The organism is Flavobacterium erciyesense (assembly GCF_018069925.1).
Taxonomy (GTDB): Bacteria; Bacteroidota; Bacteroidia; order Flavobacteriales; family Flavobacteriaceae; genus Flavobacterium; species Flavobacterium erciyesense.
In genome coordinates, this window is the sequence record NZ_JAGPXB010000001.1 from 220,313 (window position 1) to 238,537 (window position 18,225).

An 18,225-nucleotide genomic window follows, 5' to 3' on the forward strand; every position below is an offset into this window, starting at 1 on the left:
TTAATTATTTTGTACTAGGTATTTCTAACTTTAACGTGATAAATCACATTAGGTTTTGTTCCAACATGCTCCAATAAGTGATACATTCTTTCATCAGAAGCTAATTTAGTAACAGCAGCTTCTTTATCATTAACGTCACCAAAGACCATAGCGCCAGTAGAACATGCATTTGAACAAGCAGTTTGGAATTCACCGTCAACGATAGATCTTCCTTCTCTCTTAGCTTTCAAAATAGTAGCTTGAGTCATTTGGATACACATAGAGCATTTCTCCATAACTCCGCGTGAACGAACATTTACATCGGGATTTAATACCATACGACCTAAATCATCATTCATGTGATAATCGAATTCTGAATTCTTGTTGTACAAGAACCAGTTGAAACGACGTACTTTGTATGGACAGTTGTTTGCACAGTAACGAGTACCAACACATCTATTATAAGCCATGTGATTTTGACCTTGACGAGAGTGCGAAGTAGCAGCAACTGGACAAACAGTCTCACATGGAGCATGATTACAGTGCTGACACATAACAGGTTGGAAAGAAACTTGCGGATTATCACCCGCTTTTTCCATTTCATTAAATGTAGAAAGCGAACTAGTTAAACCAGCAATATTTTCTTTTCTTTCAACATCCGCATCGAAAGTAGATTCTGAAGAATAGTATCTATCGATACGTAACCAATGCATATCACGACTTCTTCTTACCTCTGCCTTACCAACAACAGGTACATTATTCTCTGCATGACAAGCAATAACACAAGCACCACAACCAGTACAAGCATTTAAATCGATAGACAAATTGAAGTGATGACCTGTAGAACGATCAAATGAATCCCACAAATCAACTTTTGTAGCTTCAACTTCCATGTGGTCTAATGATACAACTGGTACTTCATTCCACACATGAGCATCCTTCGTGTTAAAAATCTCCAATGAAGTTTCCTTGATAATATCACCTCTACCCATTAAAGTTTTTTGTCCTTGAACACATGCAAATTCATGTTCACCACCTGCTTTAGTCAAAGTAATGCTTTGTACATTACTGAAACCTTTATATAAAGAATAGGCATTTAAACCTACCATCATTTCTTCTTTCAAAGCCGCTTTACGACCATAACCTAATGCCAAACCAACAGTACCAACTGCTTGTCCTGGTTGAACGATAACTGGAACGTTTTCTAACTTTAAACCATCAGCTGTAGTAATGCTTGCGTAACTACCATTCAAACCACCATTAGCTACAATTTCATTACTCAACTCATACTTAGCAGCATCAGCATTTGAAACTGTTAAGTAGTTATCCCAAGAAACTCTTGTGATAGGATCAGGAAACTCTTGCAACCATGGATTGTTAGCTTGTTGTCCATCTCCTAAACCAGTTTTCGTGTACAATACTAATTCTAATGAATCTGATTTTTTACTACTTGCTAATGTAGACGCAGCAGCACTATAATCAGCAGAACCGGCAGAAGCTGAAGGAATCACACCTACAAATACACCATCATGCAAAACTTTATTCCAAGTAGATCCACTAATAATAGATCCAGAATTTCCTTTAATGTAATCATAGAAAGTACCAACAGTTCCATTTAAAGACATCAATACATCTTGAAATTGCATTGTATCAAATAATGGACGGATTGTTGGTTGAGTAATGCTATAAGTTCCCTTAGTTAAACTAAGATCATTCCAAGACTCTAAATAATGAGGCGCAGCAGCCGCAACAGTTGATAACAAAGCAGTTTCATCTTCTTTCAAAGAAAAAGCTACCGATGTTTTAACCTTTTTTAAACCTTCTTGAAAAGCAACAGTATCAGCAAGAGTATAAACTGGATTAACACCACTCATAATTAAAGTGTGTACAGCACCAGAATTCATATCAGCTACTAACTGAGCTACTTTTTCATTTGATCCTTTTCTAATCTGACGTACGCCAGAAGTATTAAACGACTCGCTAGCTAAAGCTTTGTTAATAGCAAGAACTAACAATTGAGCATTTTTATCTTGAATACCTGAAACCAAAACAGCTTTTGATCCAGCAGCTTTCAATTGTTGCGCAGCTTTATTAACTTCTGCCTTAAATTTCTCATCAAGAGAAACCGAAACAGAAGAACCTGTTACCACATTATAAATGTGAACCAAAGCTTGTTTTTGATTAGCAACAGACATTGGTACACGCTTATCAGCTGCAGCACCAGAAAGTGTCATATTTGCTTCTAGCTGAAAATGACGAGACATTTTACCTGCTTTAGGAATTCTTCCTTGAGCATAGCCTGCACCATATCCTCCACCTTGCCAATCTCCAAGAAAATCAGCTCCAACAGAAACGATTAAAGAAGCTTTTGAAAAATCATAATCAACTAAAGCTCTTTCCCCGTAAACCATTTCAAAAGCATCCAAAGCTGGAGACTCTGAAACAGCATCATAAACTACGTGCTTGGCATTTGGATTTTTAGCAATAAATTCACCTATCAATTTTTCAGTAGATGGACTTGCTAAAGTATTTGTTAACAATACTACTTGACCTCCTTTTGCAGATGCATCAGCAATACTAGTTTTTAACTTAGTTTGAACCGCAGACCAAGATGCATTTTTACCTTCAATCTTTGGTTGCTTTAAACGCATACTATCATAAAGTGAAAGAATAGAAGCATGCACTCTTGCATTTGCACTAAACTTTGCACCAGCGATTGTATTATTGTCAATTTTAATTGGACGACCTTCGCGAGTTTTAACCAATAAATTTGCAAAATCGAAACCATCAAAAACTGTAGTAGCATAATAATCAGCTACACCAGGGATGATTTGTTCTGGTTGAAGAACGTAAGGAATCGACTTGTTTACAGGTCCTTCACAAGCCACAAGCGTTGCCGCCGCAGTACTAAAACCAACGTACTTTAAAAAATCACGACGTGATGTTGAAGACGATGACAAAGCATCACCATTACCTAAGAATTCTTCAGTAGGAATAGGCTCAACAAATTCGTTATTTCTAAGCGCCTCAACAATAGAACTATTTTCGTCTAGTTCTTCAACACTTTTCCAGTATTTTTTGTTTGATGACATATATAAATATTAAAAACTTAATAATTCAATTAATAGTGGCATTTTCCACACTCTAAACCTCCCATTTGTGCTGCAGTCAATTTGTCAACACCGTATTTTTTAGAAAGTTCATCGTGTATTTTAGTGTAATACTCGTTTCCTTCCATTTTAACTTCGGTTTTTCTGTGACAATCTATACACCATCCCATTGTTAACGGAGCAAATTGTTTCTGAATTTCATATTCTTGAACTGGACCGTGACATGTTTGACATTCAATTCCACCAACAGTTACGTGTTGCGAGTGATTGAAATAAACAAAATCAGGTAAGTTGTGAATTCTAACCCATTTAACTGGCTCGGTTTTCCCTGTGTAGGTTTGTGTAGCTTGATCCCAACCCACAGCTTTATAAAGCTTTTGGATTTGCTCATCATAGAAAGCTTTACTGTATTCCGGAGTAGCAGTAGTCTCAGCAACTTCAGCAATGTTTTTATGACAGTTCATACACACATTTAAAGAAGGAATACCACCGTTCTTACTTACTCTAGCAGCAGAGTGACAATACTTACAGTTAATCTCGTTATCACCTGCGTGGATTCTATGCGAATAGTGAATTGGCTGAATAGGTGCATAATCTTGATCAACACCCACTTGCATCAAAAATCCATATACAAAATAAGCACTTGACAAAAGCAAGAAAACAACAGTAACTAAAATCAAAAATTGATTTTTCGCAAAAGCTTTCCAAATTGGTGTCGTAGGCTCTTTTGGAGCAACTTCAATACCATTTGCTTTAGCTACTTTCGTTAACACTCTGTTCACTAAGAACAACATCACAACAAGTATAACCAACACTAATGCTAAGGCACCAAGTATCAATGTATTTGACAAACCACTATCAGCAACCGGACCACCCGGAACAGCAGCACCTCCCTCAGTTGGAGCAGGAGCAGCAGCTTCAGCTTTAGGCTCTGAAGTATAAGCTATAATATTGTCAATATCAGCATTTGATAATTGTGGAAACGCAGACATTACCGCCTTGTTGTTCTCATTGAAAACCTTAACAGCAGCAGCATCTCCAGATTTAATCAATTCTGAACTATTTTTAATCCACTTGTACAACCATGGCATATCATGCTTGTTCGCAATTCCTCTTAATGCAGGACCAGTTGCTTTAGCATCCAGTTTATGACATGCTGCGCAATTTGCGTTGAACAATTCCTTACCTTTTACAGCATCTCCACCAGAGGGAGCGGCAGCAACATCAGTAGTAGCCGCAGCTGCATCAGCCGCAGGAGCTTCTTGAGCAAATGAAGACAAAGAGAAAATCAAAGACAAGGACAAGCCTAAGACTAATTTTCTTGAGATCGAATTATGGTTACCCACCTTTTTCATATTGTATAATGATTATCTAGTAAAATTGGCACAGTTTTTTATAATAACTTTATGAAAAACCACTCCTTTATTTTAAAACTTCGACAAAAATACGACTTAAGAACTATTCTCAAAACCCTAAAATCGCCTTATTTCCAATTTATATTTATTCTAAATAATGTTTTATATGTGGATTCTATCATTAAATATTATTTTTGCCTAAAAACAAACAAGTTATGAAAATTACAGCGTTCCAAAAGGGATTTTACTTAATCCTAACCTACTTTATAACAACACATTTCGCAACTGCACAAGCAGAAGCAATTAACGTAAAGCAAGACTCAAGATTTGAACAAATTTTGAACGAGAAAAGAAAAGTTAGTACTAACAGTACTATAAACGACCGCTATAAAATTCAAATTTTTAGTGGTGAAAGTGATAAAGCAAAAACCAATTTAGCTACTTTCCGACAAGAATATCCTGGGATCGATGGTACAATTGTGTTTTTTACTCCAAATTACAAGGTATGGGTAGGAAATTTTAAAACAAGAATAGAGGCAGAACAACTGTTACTTGAGATAAAAAAAAGGTATCCTATGGTTCATTTAATAAAACCAAGCAGATAATTTATGTATTAACAAATTGAAAAAGACAATCCAAGTAGGGTTGTCTTTTTTTTTCCTAGTGCCAACCTAAAGGAATCCGAAAATTCAATTATTACTACCAATAAAGAGTAAATAAGAGCTATAAAATACGTTTAAAACCAACACAGAAACCAACGCATTTTTATCCAAATAAATACACTCGTTTTACCTACCGCAACAACGAAACTACAAATCTATACTTGCTCTTAGAAACAAATTATTGTTTCCTTACATCAATAAAAAAAATAGAAATTATAAAAGGTAAATCGGTTGAAATAAAGTCATAAAAAAATCCCGACGAATCGGGATTTTTAAAATATAAATTAGAAAATATTATTTCAATTTCTTTTTTACAGCAACTTCATGGTACGACTCAATAATATCTCTTTCTTCGATATCATTGTATCCTTTAATTTGAATACCACAATCGTATCCTTTTGCTACTTCTCTTACATCGTCTTTGAAACGTTTTAAAGCAATTAGCTCACCGCTATGTACCACAACACCGTCTCTAATAACACGCATTTTGGCATTTTTAACGATTTTACCATCCATAACCATACTTCCTGCAATAGAACCAACTTTAGAGATTTTGAAGATTTCTCTAATTTCTGCAGTTCCCAAGATTTCTTCTTTCATTTCAGGAGCTAACATTCCTTCCATTGCATCTTTAAGATCATCAATAGCAGCATAAATGATTGAGTAGTAACGGATATCGATTTCTTCCTTATCAGCTAACTGTCTTGCATTTCCAGCAGGACGAACATTAAATCCGATAATAATCGCATCAGAAGCTGAAGCTAACATAACGTCAGTCTCTGTAATAGCTCCCACTCCTTTGTGAATGATATTGATTTGAATTTCTTCAGTTGACAATTTAGAGAACGAATCAGAAAGTGCCTCAACAGAACCATCCACGTCACCTTTAAGAATAATATTCAATTCTTTAAACTGACCTAAAGCAATACGACGTCCGATTTCATCCAATGTAATATGACGTTGTGTACGAACTGACTGCTCACGCATTAATTGAGAACGTTTGGCAGCAATTTGTTTTGCTTCTTTTTCATCTTCAAAAATGTTGAACTTATCACCAGCAGTTGACGCCCCATCTAAACCAAGTACAGATACTGGAGTTGATGGACCTGCCTCTCTAACAATATTTCCGCGCTCATCATGCATGGCTTTAATTTTACCATGATGCTTACCTGCCAACATATAATCACCAATTTTCAAAGTACCATTTTGAACTAAAATTGTAGAAACATAACCTTTACCTTTATCAAGGAAAGCTTCAACAACAGTTCCAGAAGCCGCTTTATTAGGATTTGCTTTTAAATCTAAAATTTCAGCTTCAAGCAATACTTTTTCCAACAATTCTTTTACACCGGTACCTACTTTTGCAGAAATATCATGTGATTGAATTTTTCCACCCCAATCTTCAACAAGTAAATTCATACCTGCTAATCTTTCTTTTACTTTTTCAGGGTTAGCATTTGGCTTATCAATTTTGTTGATTGCAAATATAATTGGCACACCAGCTGCTTGCGCATGGCTAATAGCCTCTTTAGTTTGTGGCATGATATCATCATCCGCAGCAATTACAATAATAGCAATATCAGTAACCTGAGCACCACGTGCACGCATCGCTGTAAACGCTTCGTGACCAGGTGTATCTAAAAATGCAATTTTTTGACCATTATCTAAAGTTACTCCGTATGCACCAATGTGCTGCGTGATACCTCCAGACTCACCTGCAATTACATTTTCTTTTCGAATGTAATCCAGTAACGATGTTTTACCGTGATCGACGTGACCCATTACTGTAACGATTGGCGCTCTGAAAACTAGATCTTCTTCTCTGTCTTCAACAACCTGAATTGCTTCTTCGATATCAACAGTGATAAACTCTACTTCATAACCAAATTCATCAGCTACAATCGTTAAAGTTTCAGCATCTAATCTTTGGTTCATGGTTACCATGATTCCAAGTGACATACACGTACCAATAACTTTAGTAATTGGCACATCCATCATGATTGCTATTTCACCAACAGTAACAAACTCTGTAACCTTAATAGTTTTACTTCCCTCGTCTAATGCTCTTTGCTCATCATCCGATTTTTGACGGTGCGTATCTCTTTTATCTCTTCTATATTTAGCTGCTTTAGATTTACCACCTTTACCTTGTAGCTTCTCTAAAGTCTCTCTAATTTGATTTTTAACTTCCTCTTCTGTTGGCTCTACTTTAGCCACAATAGCAGGTCTGTTTCCTTTTACAAAACCAGGTCTAGCACTACGGTTTGCGTTAAAACCACCTCCAGCAGTATTTGGCGTAATTTTATTTGGATTTGGAGCACCCGGAACAGCAGGAGGCCTTGGCGCACCTGGCTTAGGAGCTATCCTTTTACGTTTATTCTTATTGGCATTAGCTGCCGCAGAACCTGGAGCACCTGGTTTGTTTGGTGTAATCTTTGGCTCTTCTTTTTTCTTCTTAGGCTTGTTGAACTGCGACAAATCAATTACTTGACCTGTAAGCGTAGTTCCTGATAACTTTTGGTATTGTGTAGTGATCGTTTCCTCTACCGGAGCCTCGTCTGCTTTCGCAACTGCTGGCTTATCTTCCGATTTTGATTCAACAGGAACCTCTACCTTCACCTCTTTAATACCCGCGATCGGTTTTACCTCTTTTTTGTCTGAAGCAGGTTTTTCATCCAAAGTTTTTTCTGCAACAACCTTTTCAACTGGAACTTCTTTTGGAGTTACCGGCTCTGGTGTTTTTGCAGCAGCGGGAACAGTGTTCTCTACAGTTTTTGCAGGGGGAACGATAGCCGCTTTTTTCGGATTCAAATCAATTTTACCAACTTGAACAGGACCAGATAAAACTGCTCTTGCTTTGATTACCTCTTGTTGTTTCGCTCGCTCTTCATCCAATTTACGTTTGTCTTCGATTTCTTTTTCTCGTTCTAAACGTAAAGCTTCTTTCTCTTTTCTTTTTTCTTCGCCTACCTCTTTCGAAGCTTCTTTATTCCCTTTGTCACCCGCAAATTGACCGCACAAGACATCGTATGTTTCTCCAGAAATTTTTGCGTTTGGATTTGCTTCCATAGCAATCCCCTTATCTTTTAGATAATCCACAGCTCTTTCTAAAGAAATATTCAATTCCCTTAAAACTTTGTTTATTCTAATAATTCTCTCTTCAGACATAAAACCTTTTTATATTTACCTTTTTTGTTATTCCTCACTTTACTATCACTTCGATACCTACCGCCGTGATATTGTTTTGTAAAGTGGCATGTTTATCGTTGAAGAACCAATGACTAACTGTCAAATTCCTCTTTCAATATTCTAATTACATCTAGAATTGTTTCCTCTTCTAGGTCAGTTCTACGTACTAAATCGTCAACATCTTGACTTAAGATACTTTTCGCAGTATCTAAACCAATTTTTGCAAACTCTTCAATAACCCAATCCTCGATTTCATCAGAAAACTCTGTTAATTCAACATCATCTTCATCAGCTGTAGCACCAGCCACATCACCTTCGCGAATTACATCTAGCTCATAACCAGTTAATAATCCTGCTAGTTTAATATTGTGACCACCACGACCGATGGCTTTTGAAACTTCTTCTAATTTCAAGAAAACTTCAGCTCTTTTTGTTTCTTCATTAATTTTAATAGAAGATACTTTTGCTGGACTCAAAGCTCTTGTAATAAATAATTGCAAGTTGGTTGTGTAATTGATTACATCAATATTCTCATTACCTAACTCTCTTACAATACCGTGAATACGTGATCCTTTCATTCCCACACAAGCACCTACTGGATCAATACGATCATCGTATGAATCAACAGCTACCTTTGCTTTTTCACCTGGAATACGCACTACTTTTTTAACCATGATTAAACCGTCAAAAACTTCCGGAATTTCTTGTTCAAATAATTTTTCTAAAAACTTCTCAGAAGTTCTAGACATAATGATTTGCGGCTTGTTACCTTTTAATTCAACACTTTCAATAATTCCTCTTACATTATCTCCTTTACGGAAAAAGTCAGATGGAATTTGTTTTTCTTTTGGTAATACAATCTCATTTCCTTCATCATCAACCAAAATAACTACTCTAGGACGCACATGGTGCACTTCAGCAGTATAAATATCGCCAATTAAATCTTTGAATTGCTTGTATAAATTCGTACTATCGTGTTCGTGTATTTTCGAAATTAAATTCTGACGCAATGCCAAAATAGCTCTACGACCTAAATCAATTAATTTTACCTCTTCTGAAACCTCTTCACCGATTTCAAAATCAGGCTCAATTTTTCTAGCTTCTGTTAAAGTAATTTCTAAGTGATCAAAATCTAGATCTTCATCCGCAACGATTACTCTTCTTTGCCATATCTCCATATCTCCTTTATCAGGATTAATAATGATATCGAAATTATCATCTGAACCGTATTTTTTCTTTAATGCATTTCTAAATACATCTTCCAAAATTGCCATAAGCGTTACACGATCAATAAGTTTATCATCTTTAAACTCTGAGAATGAATCGATTAATGCTAAATTTTCCATGCGAATTCTTTAATTAAAATGTTACTGTAACAATTGCTTCTTTTATATCTGCGTAAGAAAGTTGTAATTCTTTCTGAACTGTTTCTTTTCCTTTTCCTATTTTCTTTGGTTCTCTTGCTTTCCAGGACAAAATTACAAAATCATCATTAGCATCTACTAATTCTGCTTCAATTATTTCTGTACCAGTCTTTACAATTAATGTGCGACCAATATTTTTTTTGTATTGACGCACCATTTTTAAAGCAGATCCTACCCCAACCGAGGCTACTTCTAAAGAATAATCTTGCTCCTCACGATCTAAATGATTGTCGATATAACGACTCACATCAATACAATCCTGCAATACAACACCTTGATCGCCATCAAGCGAAACAATTACCTTGTAGGCATCGGTGATAACAAGATCTATTAAAAACAAAGCGGGCTTCTCGGCTAAGGCTTCGTTTAATACGGAATTTACTTTTTCTTTAAATGTCATATTTTTATAAAAAGAGGGGACATTTAGTCCCCTCATTATCTAGATTTTAATAAATAACGGTGCAAAGATAGTCTTTTTTTTGTAATTTGAAATATTAGCACACCTTAAAAAGATCGCTTATTGCTTATATTTCATAAAATTACATTCTAATTGGAGCTCTATATCCAAAAACATTCTTTTACATCTCAAACAAAATTATCCTAAAACAAAAAAACCTCCCAAAAATTGAGAGGTTTTATTTGTTGGTCTACTAGGACTCGAACCTAGAAAGACTGCACCAAAAACAGTTGTGTTACCATTACACCATAGACCAAATTTGATTACTAAGTCGCTATTGTTCCTTAGCGAGTGCAAATTTAGACTATTTTTTAGTTTGCGCAAACTTTTTTCAACTTTTTATGAAAAAAAATTGATTTTTTTTTGAGCTAAAAGCACTACGTAGACGAAAATAATTCATTGTCAAGGAGTTATTAAATCAATACTCTTTTCCAGAAAATAATGTTAATGCAACGAAGGTTAAACAAAAAAACATTTTCTTTGTATCCTACAATTTAATTAAAAAATAGTACATGGATAAAGCAGTATTCAATTTCAAAAAATGGAATACCATTTTAGGATGGTTCACATTTGGGATCGCATTATTAACCTACACTTTGACAGTTGAACCTACAATGAGCTTTTGGGATTGCGGTGAATACATTGCCACAGCAGCAAAGCTAGAAGTTGGTCACCCACCAGGAGCACCTTTATACCAAATGATGGGTGCCTTTTTTGCGATGTTTGCAACTGCTCCTACCCAAATAGCGCTAATGGTTAATATGATGTCTGTTTTCTCGAGTGCTTTTACCATTTTATTTATGTTTTGGTCATCGACACTTTTGCTAAAAAAATTAATTAGCATTGTATCTGCAACAGAAACAAGTAACACATCCAATCAAGATAATCCTAAATATAATGATATAGTTGTATTAGGAAGTTCCTTTGTAGGTGCACTTGCCTATACTTTTTCGGACAGTTTTTGGTACAATGCTGTTGAAGCCGAAGTATACGCGATGGCCTCTCTATTTATTGCTTTATTATTTTGGTTAGGATTGCGATGGGAACAAGACATGAATAATCCACGAGGAAATAAATGGTTGTTGATCATTTCACTTGTAGTTGGACTTTCATTTGGAGTGCACTTCATGGCCTTGTTGACTATTCCTGCCATTGGATTTTTATACTTTTTTAAAAACTACAAAGTTGTTACCATTAAGAACTTTATCTTAGCGAACATTATTGTAATTGCAATATTACTCTTCATTTTCAAACTATTATTACCTCTTACCATGGGTTTCTTTGGAAAAACCGAAGTATTCATGGTAAACAGTTTGGGCTTACCTTTTGACTCAGGAACTATATTTGTAACCTTATTGTTGGTGGCGTTCTTTTACTTTGGCTTAAAAATTACCAAGGAGAAAGGATTAGCGACTTACAACACAGTACTGCTTTGCGTTCTTTTTATCTTAATTGGATTTTCAACTTGGATGATGCTTCCTATACGAGCAAATGCTAACACCGTTATCAACGAAAACAAACCGTCTGATGCACGCGAAGTTTTGGCCTACTACAACAGAGAACAATATGGAGTAAACCCTTTGTTTTACGGACCTCAATACACCGAAAATTTTGCTGGTTTAGACAAAGACAAACCTTATTTGGATAAAGCACCTAATTACGAGCGCGATTACAAAACAGGAAAATATGTTATTGTAAACAACTTTAAGAACGCTGCTCAAAATTCTGATGACAATCACAAAACTATTCTACCAAGAATGTGGAGCGATGGTCATATCGAAAACTACATGAATTTTAGTAATCCGCCAGAGTTTAGATTGAATCCTGACTATCCTTACGAAGACGATTTAGGTAAATATGGTATTGATCCAAGTCAGTTAAGTGAAGAGGATTATAACAAAGCCATTGCGCAATTAAAAAATGAAACGGAAAAAATTGTAAATGAGTTCAGACAAGCATATGCTCAAAATCAAATTGACAACGAAGGTTATGTAAAATTCTTGAAAAGCTATGGTGACTATTTAATTGTTGAAAAACCAACAACTGCTGATAACTTAGGTTTCATGATTGAATACCAATTTGGTTACATGTACTGGAGGTATTTAATGTGGAACTTTGTAGGACGTCAAAATGATGTACAAGGCCGCTACGATTATTTAGACGGGAACTGGTTAAGTGGAATTTCGTTTATCGATGAACTACATTTGGGTAGCCAAGAAAATCTACCATCAGATGTACTAAACAATAAAGGACGTAATGTTTATTTCTTTATCCCATTTATTTTAGGTCTAATCGGATTGATGTATCACGCTAGTAAAGACCGTAAAAGTTTTTATGTACTGCTTTCCTTATTTCTATTTACCGGAATCGCTTTAAAGATTTATTTGAACGAAAGACCTTTTGAACCAAGGGAACGCGACTACGCCCTAGTTGGATCATTCTATGTATTCGCTATTTGGATTGGTTTTGGAGTATACGCATTATATGAGAGTGCTCAAAAATATTTAGCTCCAAAAATTGCAGGACCAGCACTTATTGCTGCTACTTTACTAGCTGCACCGGTATTAATGGCATCACAAAACTGGGACGATCATGATCGTTCTGGCAAATATACTGCCGTAGCAATGGCAAAAGCGTATTTAGAATCGTGCGACAAAAATGCCATCTTATTTACCATTGGTGACAACGATACCTTCCCACTCTGGTATGCCCAAGAAATAGAAGGCATACGAACTGATGTCAAAATTGTAAACACAAGTCTATTTATGACGGATTGGTATATTGACCAAATGAAAACCAAAACCTACGAGTCGGACCCATTGCCTATATCGTTTACCCATGATGATTATGTAGGTGACAAGTTAGATTATGTAGCTCATATACCAAAAGTAGACAGCCGCTGGGACGTTAAGGATTTGATTAGTTTTATCAAAAATCCGCAATCAACAGTTGACATGCAAAATGGACAAACTATTCATTTTTATCCAACCAACAAAATCAGAATTCCTGTAGACAAGAATGTTATCATTAAAAACAAAGTGGTTAATCCTAAGTTTAATGATTCAATAGTATCATCATTAGATATCGAAATTAAAGGAAACGCACTATATAAAAATAGGCTAATGATGTTGGACCTAATTGCTAATAACAACTGGAAACGACCTATCTATTTTAGTGGAGGCTCATCAGATAGCGAAGATTATCTTTGGCTAAAAGATTATCTTCAATTGGAGGGTATGGTTTACAAATTGGTTCCAATTAAAACCGCATTAGCAAAAGATGCTAGTCCTCTTGAGATGGGGCAACTAGACACTGATAATATGTATGCCAAAGTAATGAAATGGGATTGGGGTAATGGCGAAAGTCCAAACATTTACCACGATCCAGAAACCAGACGCAACAGTATAACGTACAGAGCAAATCTTTCTAGACTTATGTTGCAACTTATTGCTGAAGGCAAAAAAGACAAGGCAAAAAATATCATTGAATTAGCGATGACTAAAATGCCTGTTGAATATTTTGGGTATTACTCACTAGTAGAACCCTTTGCAGATGGTTATTATAAAGTTGGCGAAACTAAAAAAGCACAACAGCTTTTGAATCAATTGGTCAAAAAATACCAAGAAAACTTAAATTATTATGGCGGATTAAAATCATCTGAACAGTCAAGTATTGCAATCCCAATTATTACTGATATTGAACGATACAGAAGTTTATTAACAGTCATGAAAACAAATGGCGATCTCGCTTTTTACAACAAAAACAAAGTTAGCTTTAACACTTATATTAAAATGTTTGAGCGTTTTCAACGTGATTTGGAATAAAAGATTGAGTCCATAAAAGAAGAGTGTTTTAGAATAGCCCACTAAGTCTATTACTAAAACACTCTTTTTATTTACAAACACTAATAAAACATTACTTCAAAACGTACTTGCACCAAAATTCACAAACAAACTGCGCCTTATGAAGTTCTATTGGGTTAAAACAAATTGGCTTATCAAGCGTTTATTTCACCGATACATTTGGAGTATTGACACAAAAGAACGTGCCGTATATTTAACTTTTGATGATGGTCCGATTCCAGAAATCACGCCTTGGGTACTTGCTCAATTACAAAAATACCATTGCAAAGCTACCTTTTTTTGTATTGGAGACAATGTAGCAGCAAATCCAGAAATTATTACGCAAATCAATAGCGCAGGTCATCGCATAGGTAATCACACCCAAAATCATTTAAACGGCTGGAAGACCCAAAATAAAATATATGAAGATAATATTATAAATTGTCAAATCGAGCTTGACAAAGTAACCACCACAAATCAATTGCCATTATTATTTAGACCGCCTTACGGCAAAATAAAACCGAGCCAAGCCAAAACAGCTCGCCACTTAGGATATCGAATTGTAATGTGGGATATTTTAAGTGCAGACTTTGACACCACAATTACCAAAGAACAGTGCTTAAAAAATGTATTAACCGGAATTCGGCCAGGAAGTATTATCGTTTTTCACGATAGCAAAAAAGCATTCAATAATTTACAGTACGTATTACCAAAACTTTTGGAATACTTACAACAGCACAATTTTGCGTGTAAACCGTTGTGATACCGTACACCTATTTTAAACTTGCTCTTGCACTAAACTAATAATGGTATTGGCGTCCAACTCACCTGATTGTCTCCAAACCATTTGGCCTTCTTTATAAATCATTAAGGTAGGAAGCCCTTTAATGCGCAATGCGTCTGCCAACTCTTTGTTTTTATCGACATCAATTTTTATGACTTTTGCTTTATCACCAAGCGCCGCCGCCACATCTCTTATTACAGGATGCATCGATACTGAAGGCTCACTCCAATCGGTATAAAAATCTATTAAAACCGGAATTCGAGCATTGATTAGTTCTCCAAATTTTGACATAAAACCAAAAATTTAATTTTGAAAATTAACTACAAAAAGTTAGTTGTATTACAAATGTAGCATTTTTAACCAATTATGCGATACTTACACCTTTTTTTAGTTCTATAACTGTAATTTCAGGCATGATACCTACTCGACCTGGGTAGGCATGAAAACCAAATCCGCGATTAACATAAACGTATCGTCCGAGGTTTTCGTACAATCCTGCCCACTGTGCGTACACATATTGCACTAAACTCCATTTAAAATAACCAGGAATCTCGATACCAAACTGCATACCGTGCGTGTGTCCTGACAGTGTAAGATGATAGTGTTTATCGTCATGTTGAACAACTTTGTCCCAATGCGAAGGATCGTGACTCATTAATATTTTAAAATCTTGTTTGGTTAATGAACCTGAAGCTTTTTTTAAATCGCCAGCTTGTTTAAAATTATGTCCCCAATTCTCTACTCCAATCAAAGCCAATTGATCTGTTCCTTTTTTGATAAACGTATGCTCGTTCAGCAACAATTTAAAATCAATGTCGCCGTATAGTTTTTTTATAGCTTGAAAATTAGCTTCTTTTGCTGCCTCATTGGGCCAAGTAACATATTCTCCGTAATCGTGATTACCAAGCACTGCAAATTTACCAAAAGGATGACTTTTTATTTTATTGAAAGTTTCAATCCAAGGAAGCATTTCTTTAGCATGTGTATTGACAATATCTCCTGTAAATAAGATGATATCTGAATTTTGCTCATTCACTAAATCAATAGCATATTGAATTTTTTCAGGATTATCAAAGCTACCACTATGAACATCCGAAATTTGAGTAATGGTAAAACCATCGAATGCATCGGGTAAATCCGGAAAAAAGATACGCTGTTTAATCACCTTGTAATTATATTTCCCAATAGTTACGCCATAAATTAGTGAGAGAAAAGGGACTGCAGCGAGACCTAAACCTATCTGACTAACGAATTTTCGGCGGGAATCAAAAAAAGCGGCGTCTTTATCGTAGTTTCCAAAAAAATTAACGGTCCCCACAAAAAGTCTATAAACATCTTCTCCTAATAGCACGAAAGTAATGAGCAACTTAGGCACATAGATGACCAACAACAAACCCATGGTAAACATTGTTTGTTGAGTTTGTCCCACACTTCGATCAAACTGAGTGAGCGCATATACGATATAGATTAAAATTAGTACACTTAACACTTGTAATGAGACTAAAAGTGGTTTGCTTTTAATCAAAGTTTTAAGAAACTGATAGGTGTATAATTCTAAGATAAAAAGAATTAAACTTATAAATACGAGACGAAAAATCATTACCAATTATTTTTGAGCAAAATAACAAAAGAATCGTGAAGCACAACTTGCAATTAGTTTAATTTTAACTGTTGCGTAACTTTATAAATTAATGTTCATTTAAAAAAAACGCACCACTTATAAAAGCAGTGCGAATTTCCTGAAATTCCAAAATTACTACTTAACAACCAATGTCATATTTGGAGTGAGAATACTATCTAAAAGATTAGTAGAAGTATAACGCTGAACATACACTTCAACATAATCATTAGGACTTAGCTCGACCAACGCACTCAATGGCAATACCACAATATCACTTACCACTAAACCGCGACCATAAATTTTATATTGTGATAAAACAGATCCATTCTTTGCGATATAAATTATATATGTTCCTGGATTTGAAACCTGAAAAGAAATAGAACCACTCACTTGAAAAAACCTTTTTCTGCGACCCAAGTATACCAACCTATTACTTTGCCCTCCTGTTGAAAATCGAAATAGATTTGTGGACGTTGAAGCTGCTTGTAACTTAATTGTAGTACTTGGATTAAATAACGAAAAGCCCGTGTTTATACCCTGACCTACTGCATAATCAACTGATAATTCACCAACGGCTCCAGCATCTGTTTCTGTTGGAATTCCAGCGCAACGAACAGTCCAACTATTACTAAAATTGTAACCTGCATAACTGCCTATCGTATATCCATTAACGTACTTACCAGAGGTTAATGTACCTGTAAAAACAACTGTTTCAAGTACTGCATCACTATTGATAGTTGGGTTTTCTGAAACATCAAAACCAATATTTGTACCAACCACCTCAGTAAAGCCTCCTTGTTTTTGTACTAAATCAAATGTACCTACAAGTTTTTCGTAAGTTCCTGAATTGTTTCCAAACCATCCTGCATTACTTATCAAAAGTTTACTTATATTTTCATAAACAACCCCTGCCGCATTACCCGCATACTGAACAATACTAACGAACACCAAACCTAAACCACGAATAGACCCAACACTACTTGAACTTGCTACTACACAATCTCTAAAAATTAAATTTTGAGCAGCATTTCCAGATATATTAAAAACGCTTCCACCCGCAGTAGCTTGCAGTGTCAAACTCCTGATACTTCCGCCGGTAGCACCTTCAAATAAATTACCTGCACGAACCAGACGATCTTCATTGGTATCAACGCCAGAGATATATGCCCCATTTAAATCGATAGGCAAATCAAAAGTTACAGTTCCGTTTATTTCGTAATACGTGTTTGCATCAAGTAAATATTTTGCATTTGATCCAGCTACCTTTTCAGCAGCTAAAATAGTAGCTACATTGTCCGTTGATCGTATTCTTTTAAATTTTAAACGTCCGTCTGCTTGTGTACTTATTGGAAGCCAACTTGGGATTGCCGCATTATAATAATAAAAAGCTTTCAAATCAGTATCGTACACCATTAATCCATCCGCTGGTGAAGCGATTGCATTTTTTTGCGCCGTTGTCATTCTTGGCGTCAGCATTCCCTGAGTGGTTGATGAAACATCCAATACCGAACTTGCATCTGGAGTAATTGTACCAACACCTACTTGTGCATAGCTATTTACTGTAAAAATCATAAAACAGATAAAAAAGCTAAAGAAAATTTTAAAGGAGAAGTATTTTTTTTTCATGACAGAGGTATTTTGAGTTGTTTGTAATCTGTTCTAAACTTTCAACCAAAAATAATAATTAAAATCGATAAAATACAAATAATCACGATAAAAAGCACTTATTTTATTATTACAAATATATTTTCTTACAATAATAGAAAATTAAAAGACAAGGTTTTTATGTTTTAGGAATTTAG

The 18,225-nt window shown here is 35.3% G+C and carries 11 protein-coding genes and 1 tRNA gene; 3 read left to right on the forward strand and 9 right to left on the reverse strand.

Annotation, left to right across the window (positions count from 1 at the left end; translation table 11 throughout):
- Positions 1-14 precede the first annotated feature (14 nt).
- Entirely contained in the window at positions 15-3,071 is a 3,057-nt protein-coding gene (locus KBJ98_RS00960; protein WP_210787903.1) for a TAT-variant-translocated molybdopterin oxidoreductase, read from the reverse strand.
- Positions 3,072-3,100: 29 nt separating this feature from the next.
- Positions 3,101-4,444: a c-type cytochrome gene (locus KBJ98_RS00965; protein ID WP_210787904.1), complete on the reverse strand. Its 1,344-nt coding sequence runs from the start codon at positions 4,442-4,444 to the stop codon at positions 3,101-3,103.
- A 194-nt stretch (positions 4,445-4,638) separates the two neighbouring features.
- Between KBJ98_RS00965 and KBJ98_RS00970 the strand changes: the two genes are divergently transcribed.
- Entirely contained in the window at positions 4,639-5,049 is a 411-nt protein-coding gene (locus tag KBJ98_RS00970) for an SPOR domain-containing protein (RefSeq protein WP_225899036.1), read from the forward strand.
- Positions 5,050-5,400: 351 nt separating this feature from the next.
- Here KBJ98_RS00970 and infB read toward each other — a convergent pair whose 3' ends face one another.
- From infB to KBJ98_RS00990, 4 genes are all read right to left on the reverse strand, one after another.
- Positions 5,401-8,274, reverse strand: a complete 2,874-nt coding sequence (infB, locus tag KBJ98_RS00975) for a translation initiation factor IF-2 (RefSeq protein ID WP_210787905.1) — start codon at positions 8,272-8,274, stop codon at positions 5,401-5,403.
- 113 nt (positions 8,275-8,387) lie between these two features.
- Positions 8,388-9,641 (reverse strand): transcription termination factor NusA, encoded by a 1,254-nt coding sequence (gene nusA / locus KBJ98_RS00980; RefSeq protein ID WP_210787906.1) that lies wholly within the window; start codon positions 9,639-9,641, stop codon positions 8,388-8,390.
- Between the two features lie 13 nt (positions 9,642-9,654).
- Positions 9,655-10,119: a ribosome assembly cofactor RimP gene (gene rimP, locus KBJ98_RS00985; RefSeq protein WP_187038231.1), complete on the reverse strand. Its 465-nt coding sequence runs from the start codon at positions 10,117-10,119 to the stop codon at positions 9,655-9,657.
- A 242-nt stretch (positions 10,120-10,361) separates the two neighbouring features.
- Positions 10,362-10,432 (reverse strand) — tRNA-Gln (locus KBJ98_RS00990).
- Between the two features lie 256 nt (positions 10,433-10,688).
- Here KBJ98_RS00990 and KBJ98_RS00995 point away from each other — a divergent pair.
- Both KBJ98_RS00995 and KBJ98_RS01000 read left to right on the forward strand, forming a co-directional pair.
- Positions 10,689-14,000 (forward strand): glycosyltransferase family 117 protein, encoded by a 3,312-nt coding sequence (locus tag KBJ98_RS00995; protein WP_210787907.1) that lies wholly within the window; start codon positions 10,689-10,691, stop codon positions 13,998-14,000.
- A 139-nt stretch (positions 14,001-14,139) separates the two neighbouring features.
- Entirely contained in the window at positions 14,140-14,781 is a 642-nt protein-coding gene (locus KBJ98_RS01000; protein WP_210787908.1) for a polysaccharide deacetylase family protein, read from the forward strand.
- Between the two features lie 15 nt (positions 14,782-14,796).
- Here KBJ98_RS01000 and KBJ98_RS01005 read toward each other — a convergent pair whose 3' ends face one another.
- The 3 genes from KBJ98_RS01005 to KBJ98_RS01015 form a co-directional block, all read right to left on the reverse strand.
- Positions 14,797-15,093: a thioredoxin family protein gene (locus KBJ98_RS01005; RefSeq protein WP_166133029.1), complete on the reverse strand. Its 297-nt coding sequence runs from the start codon at positions 15,091-15,093 to the stop codon at positions 14,797-14,799.
- Between the two features lie 73 nt (positions 15,094-15,166).
- Positions 15,167-16,402 carry a metallophosphoesterase gene (locus tag KBJ98_RS01010; RefSeq protein WP_210787909.1) on the reverse strand — a complete coding sequence of 412 codons (1,236 nt, stop codon included), beginning with the start codon at positions 16,400-16,402 and terminating at the stop codon, positions 15,167-15,169.
- A 156-nt stretch (positions 16,403-16,558) separates the two neighbouring features.
- A complete protein-coding gene (locus KBJ98_RS01015) occupies positions 16,559-18,049 on the reverse strand; it encodes a hypothetical protein (protein ID WP_225899037.1) in 1,491 nt (496 codons plus the stop codon).
- Between the last annotated feature and the right edge of the window lie 176 nt (positions 18,050-18,225).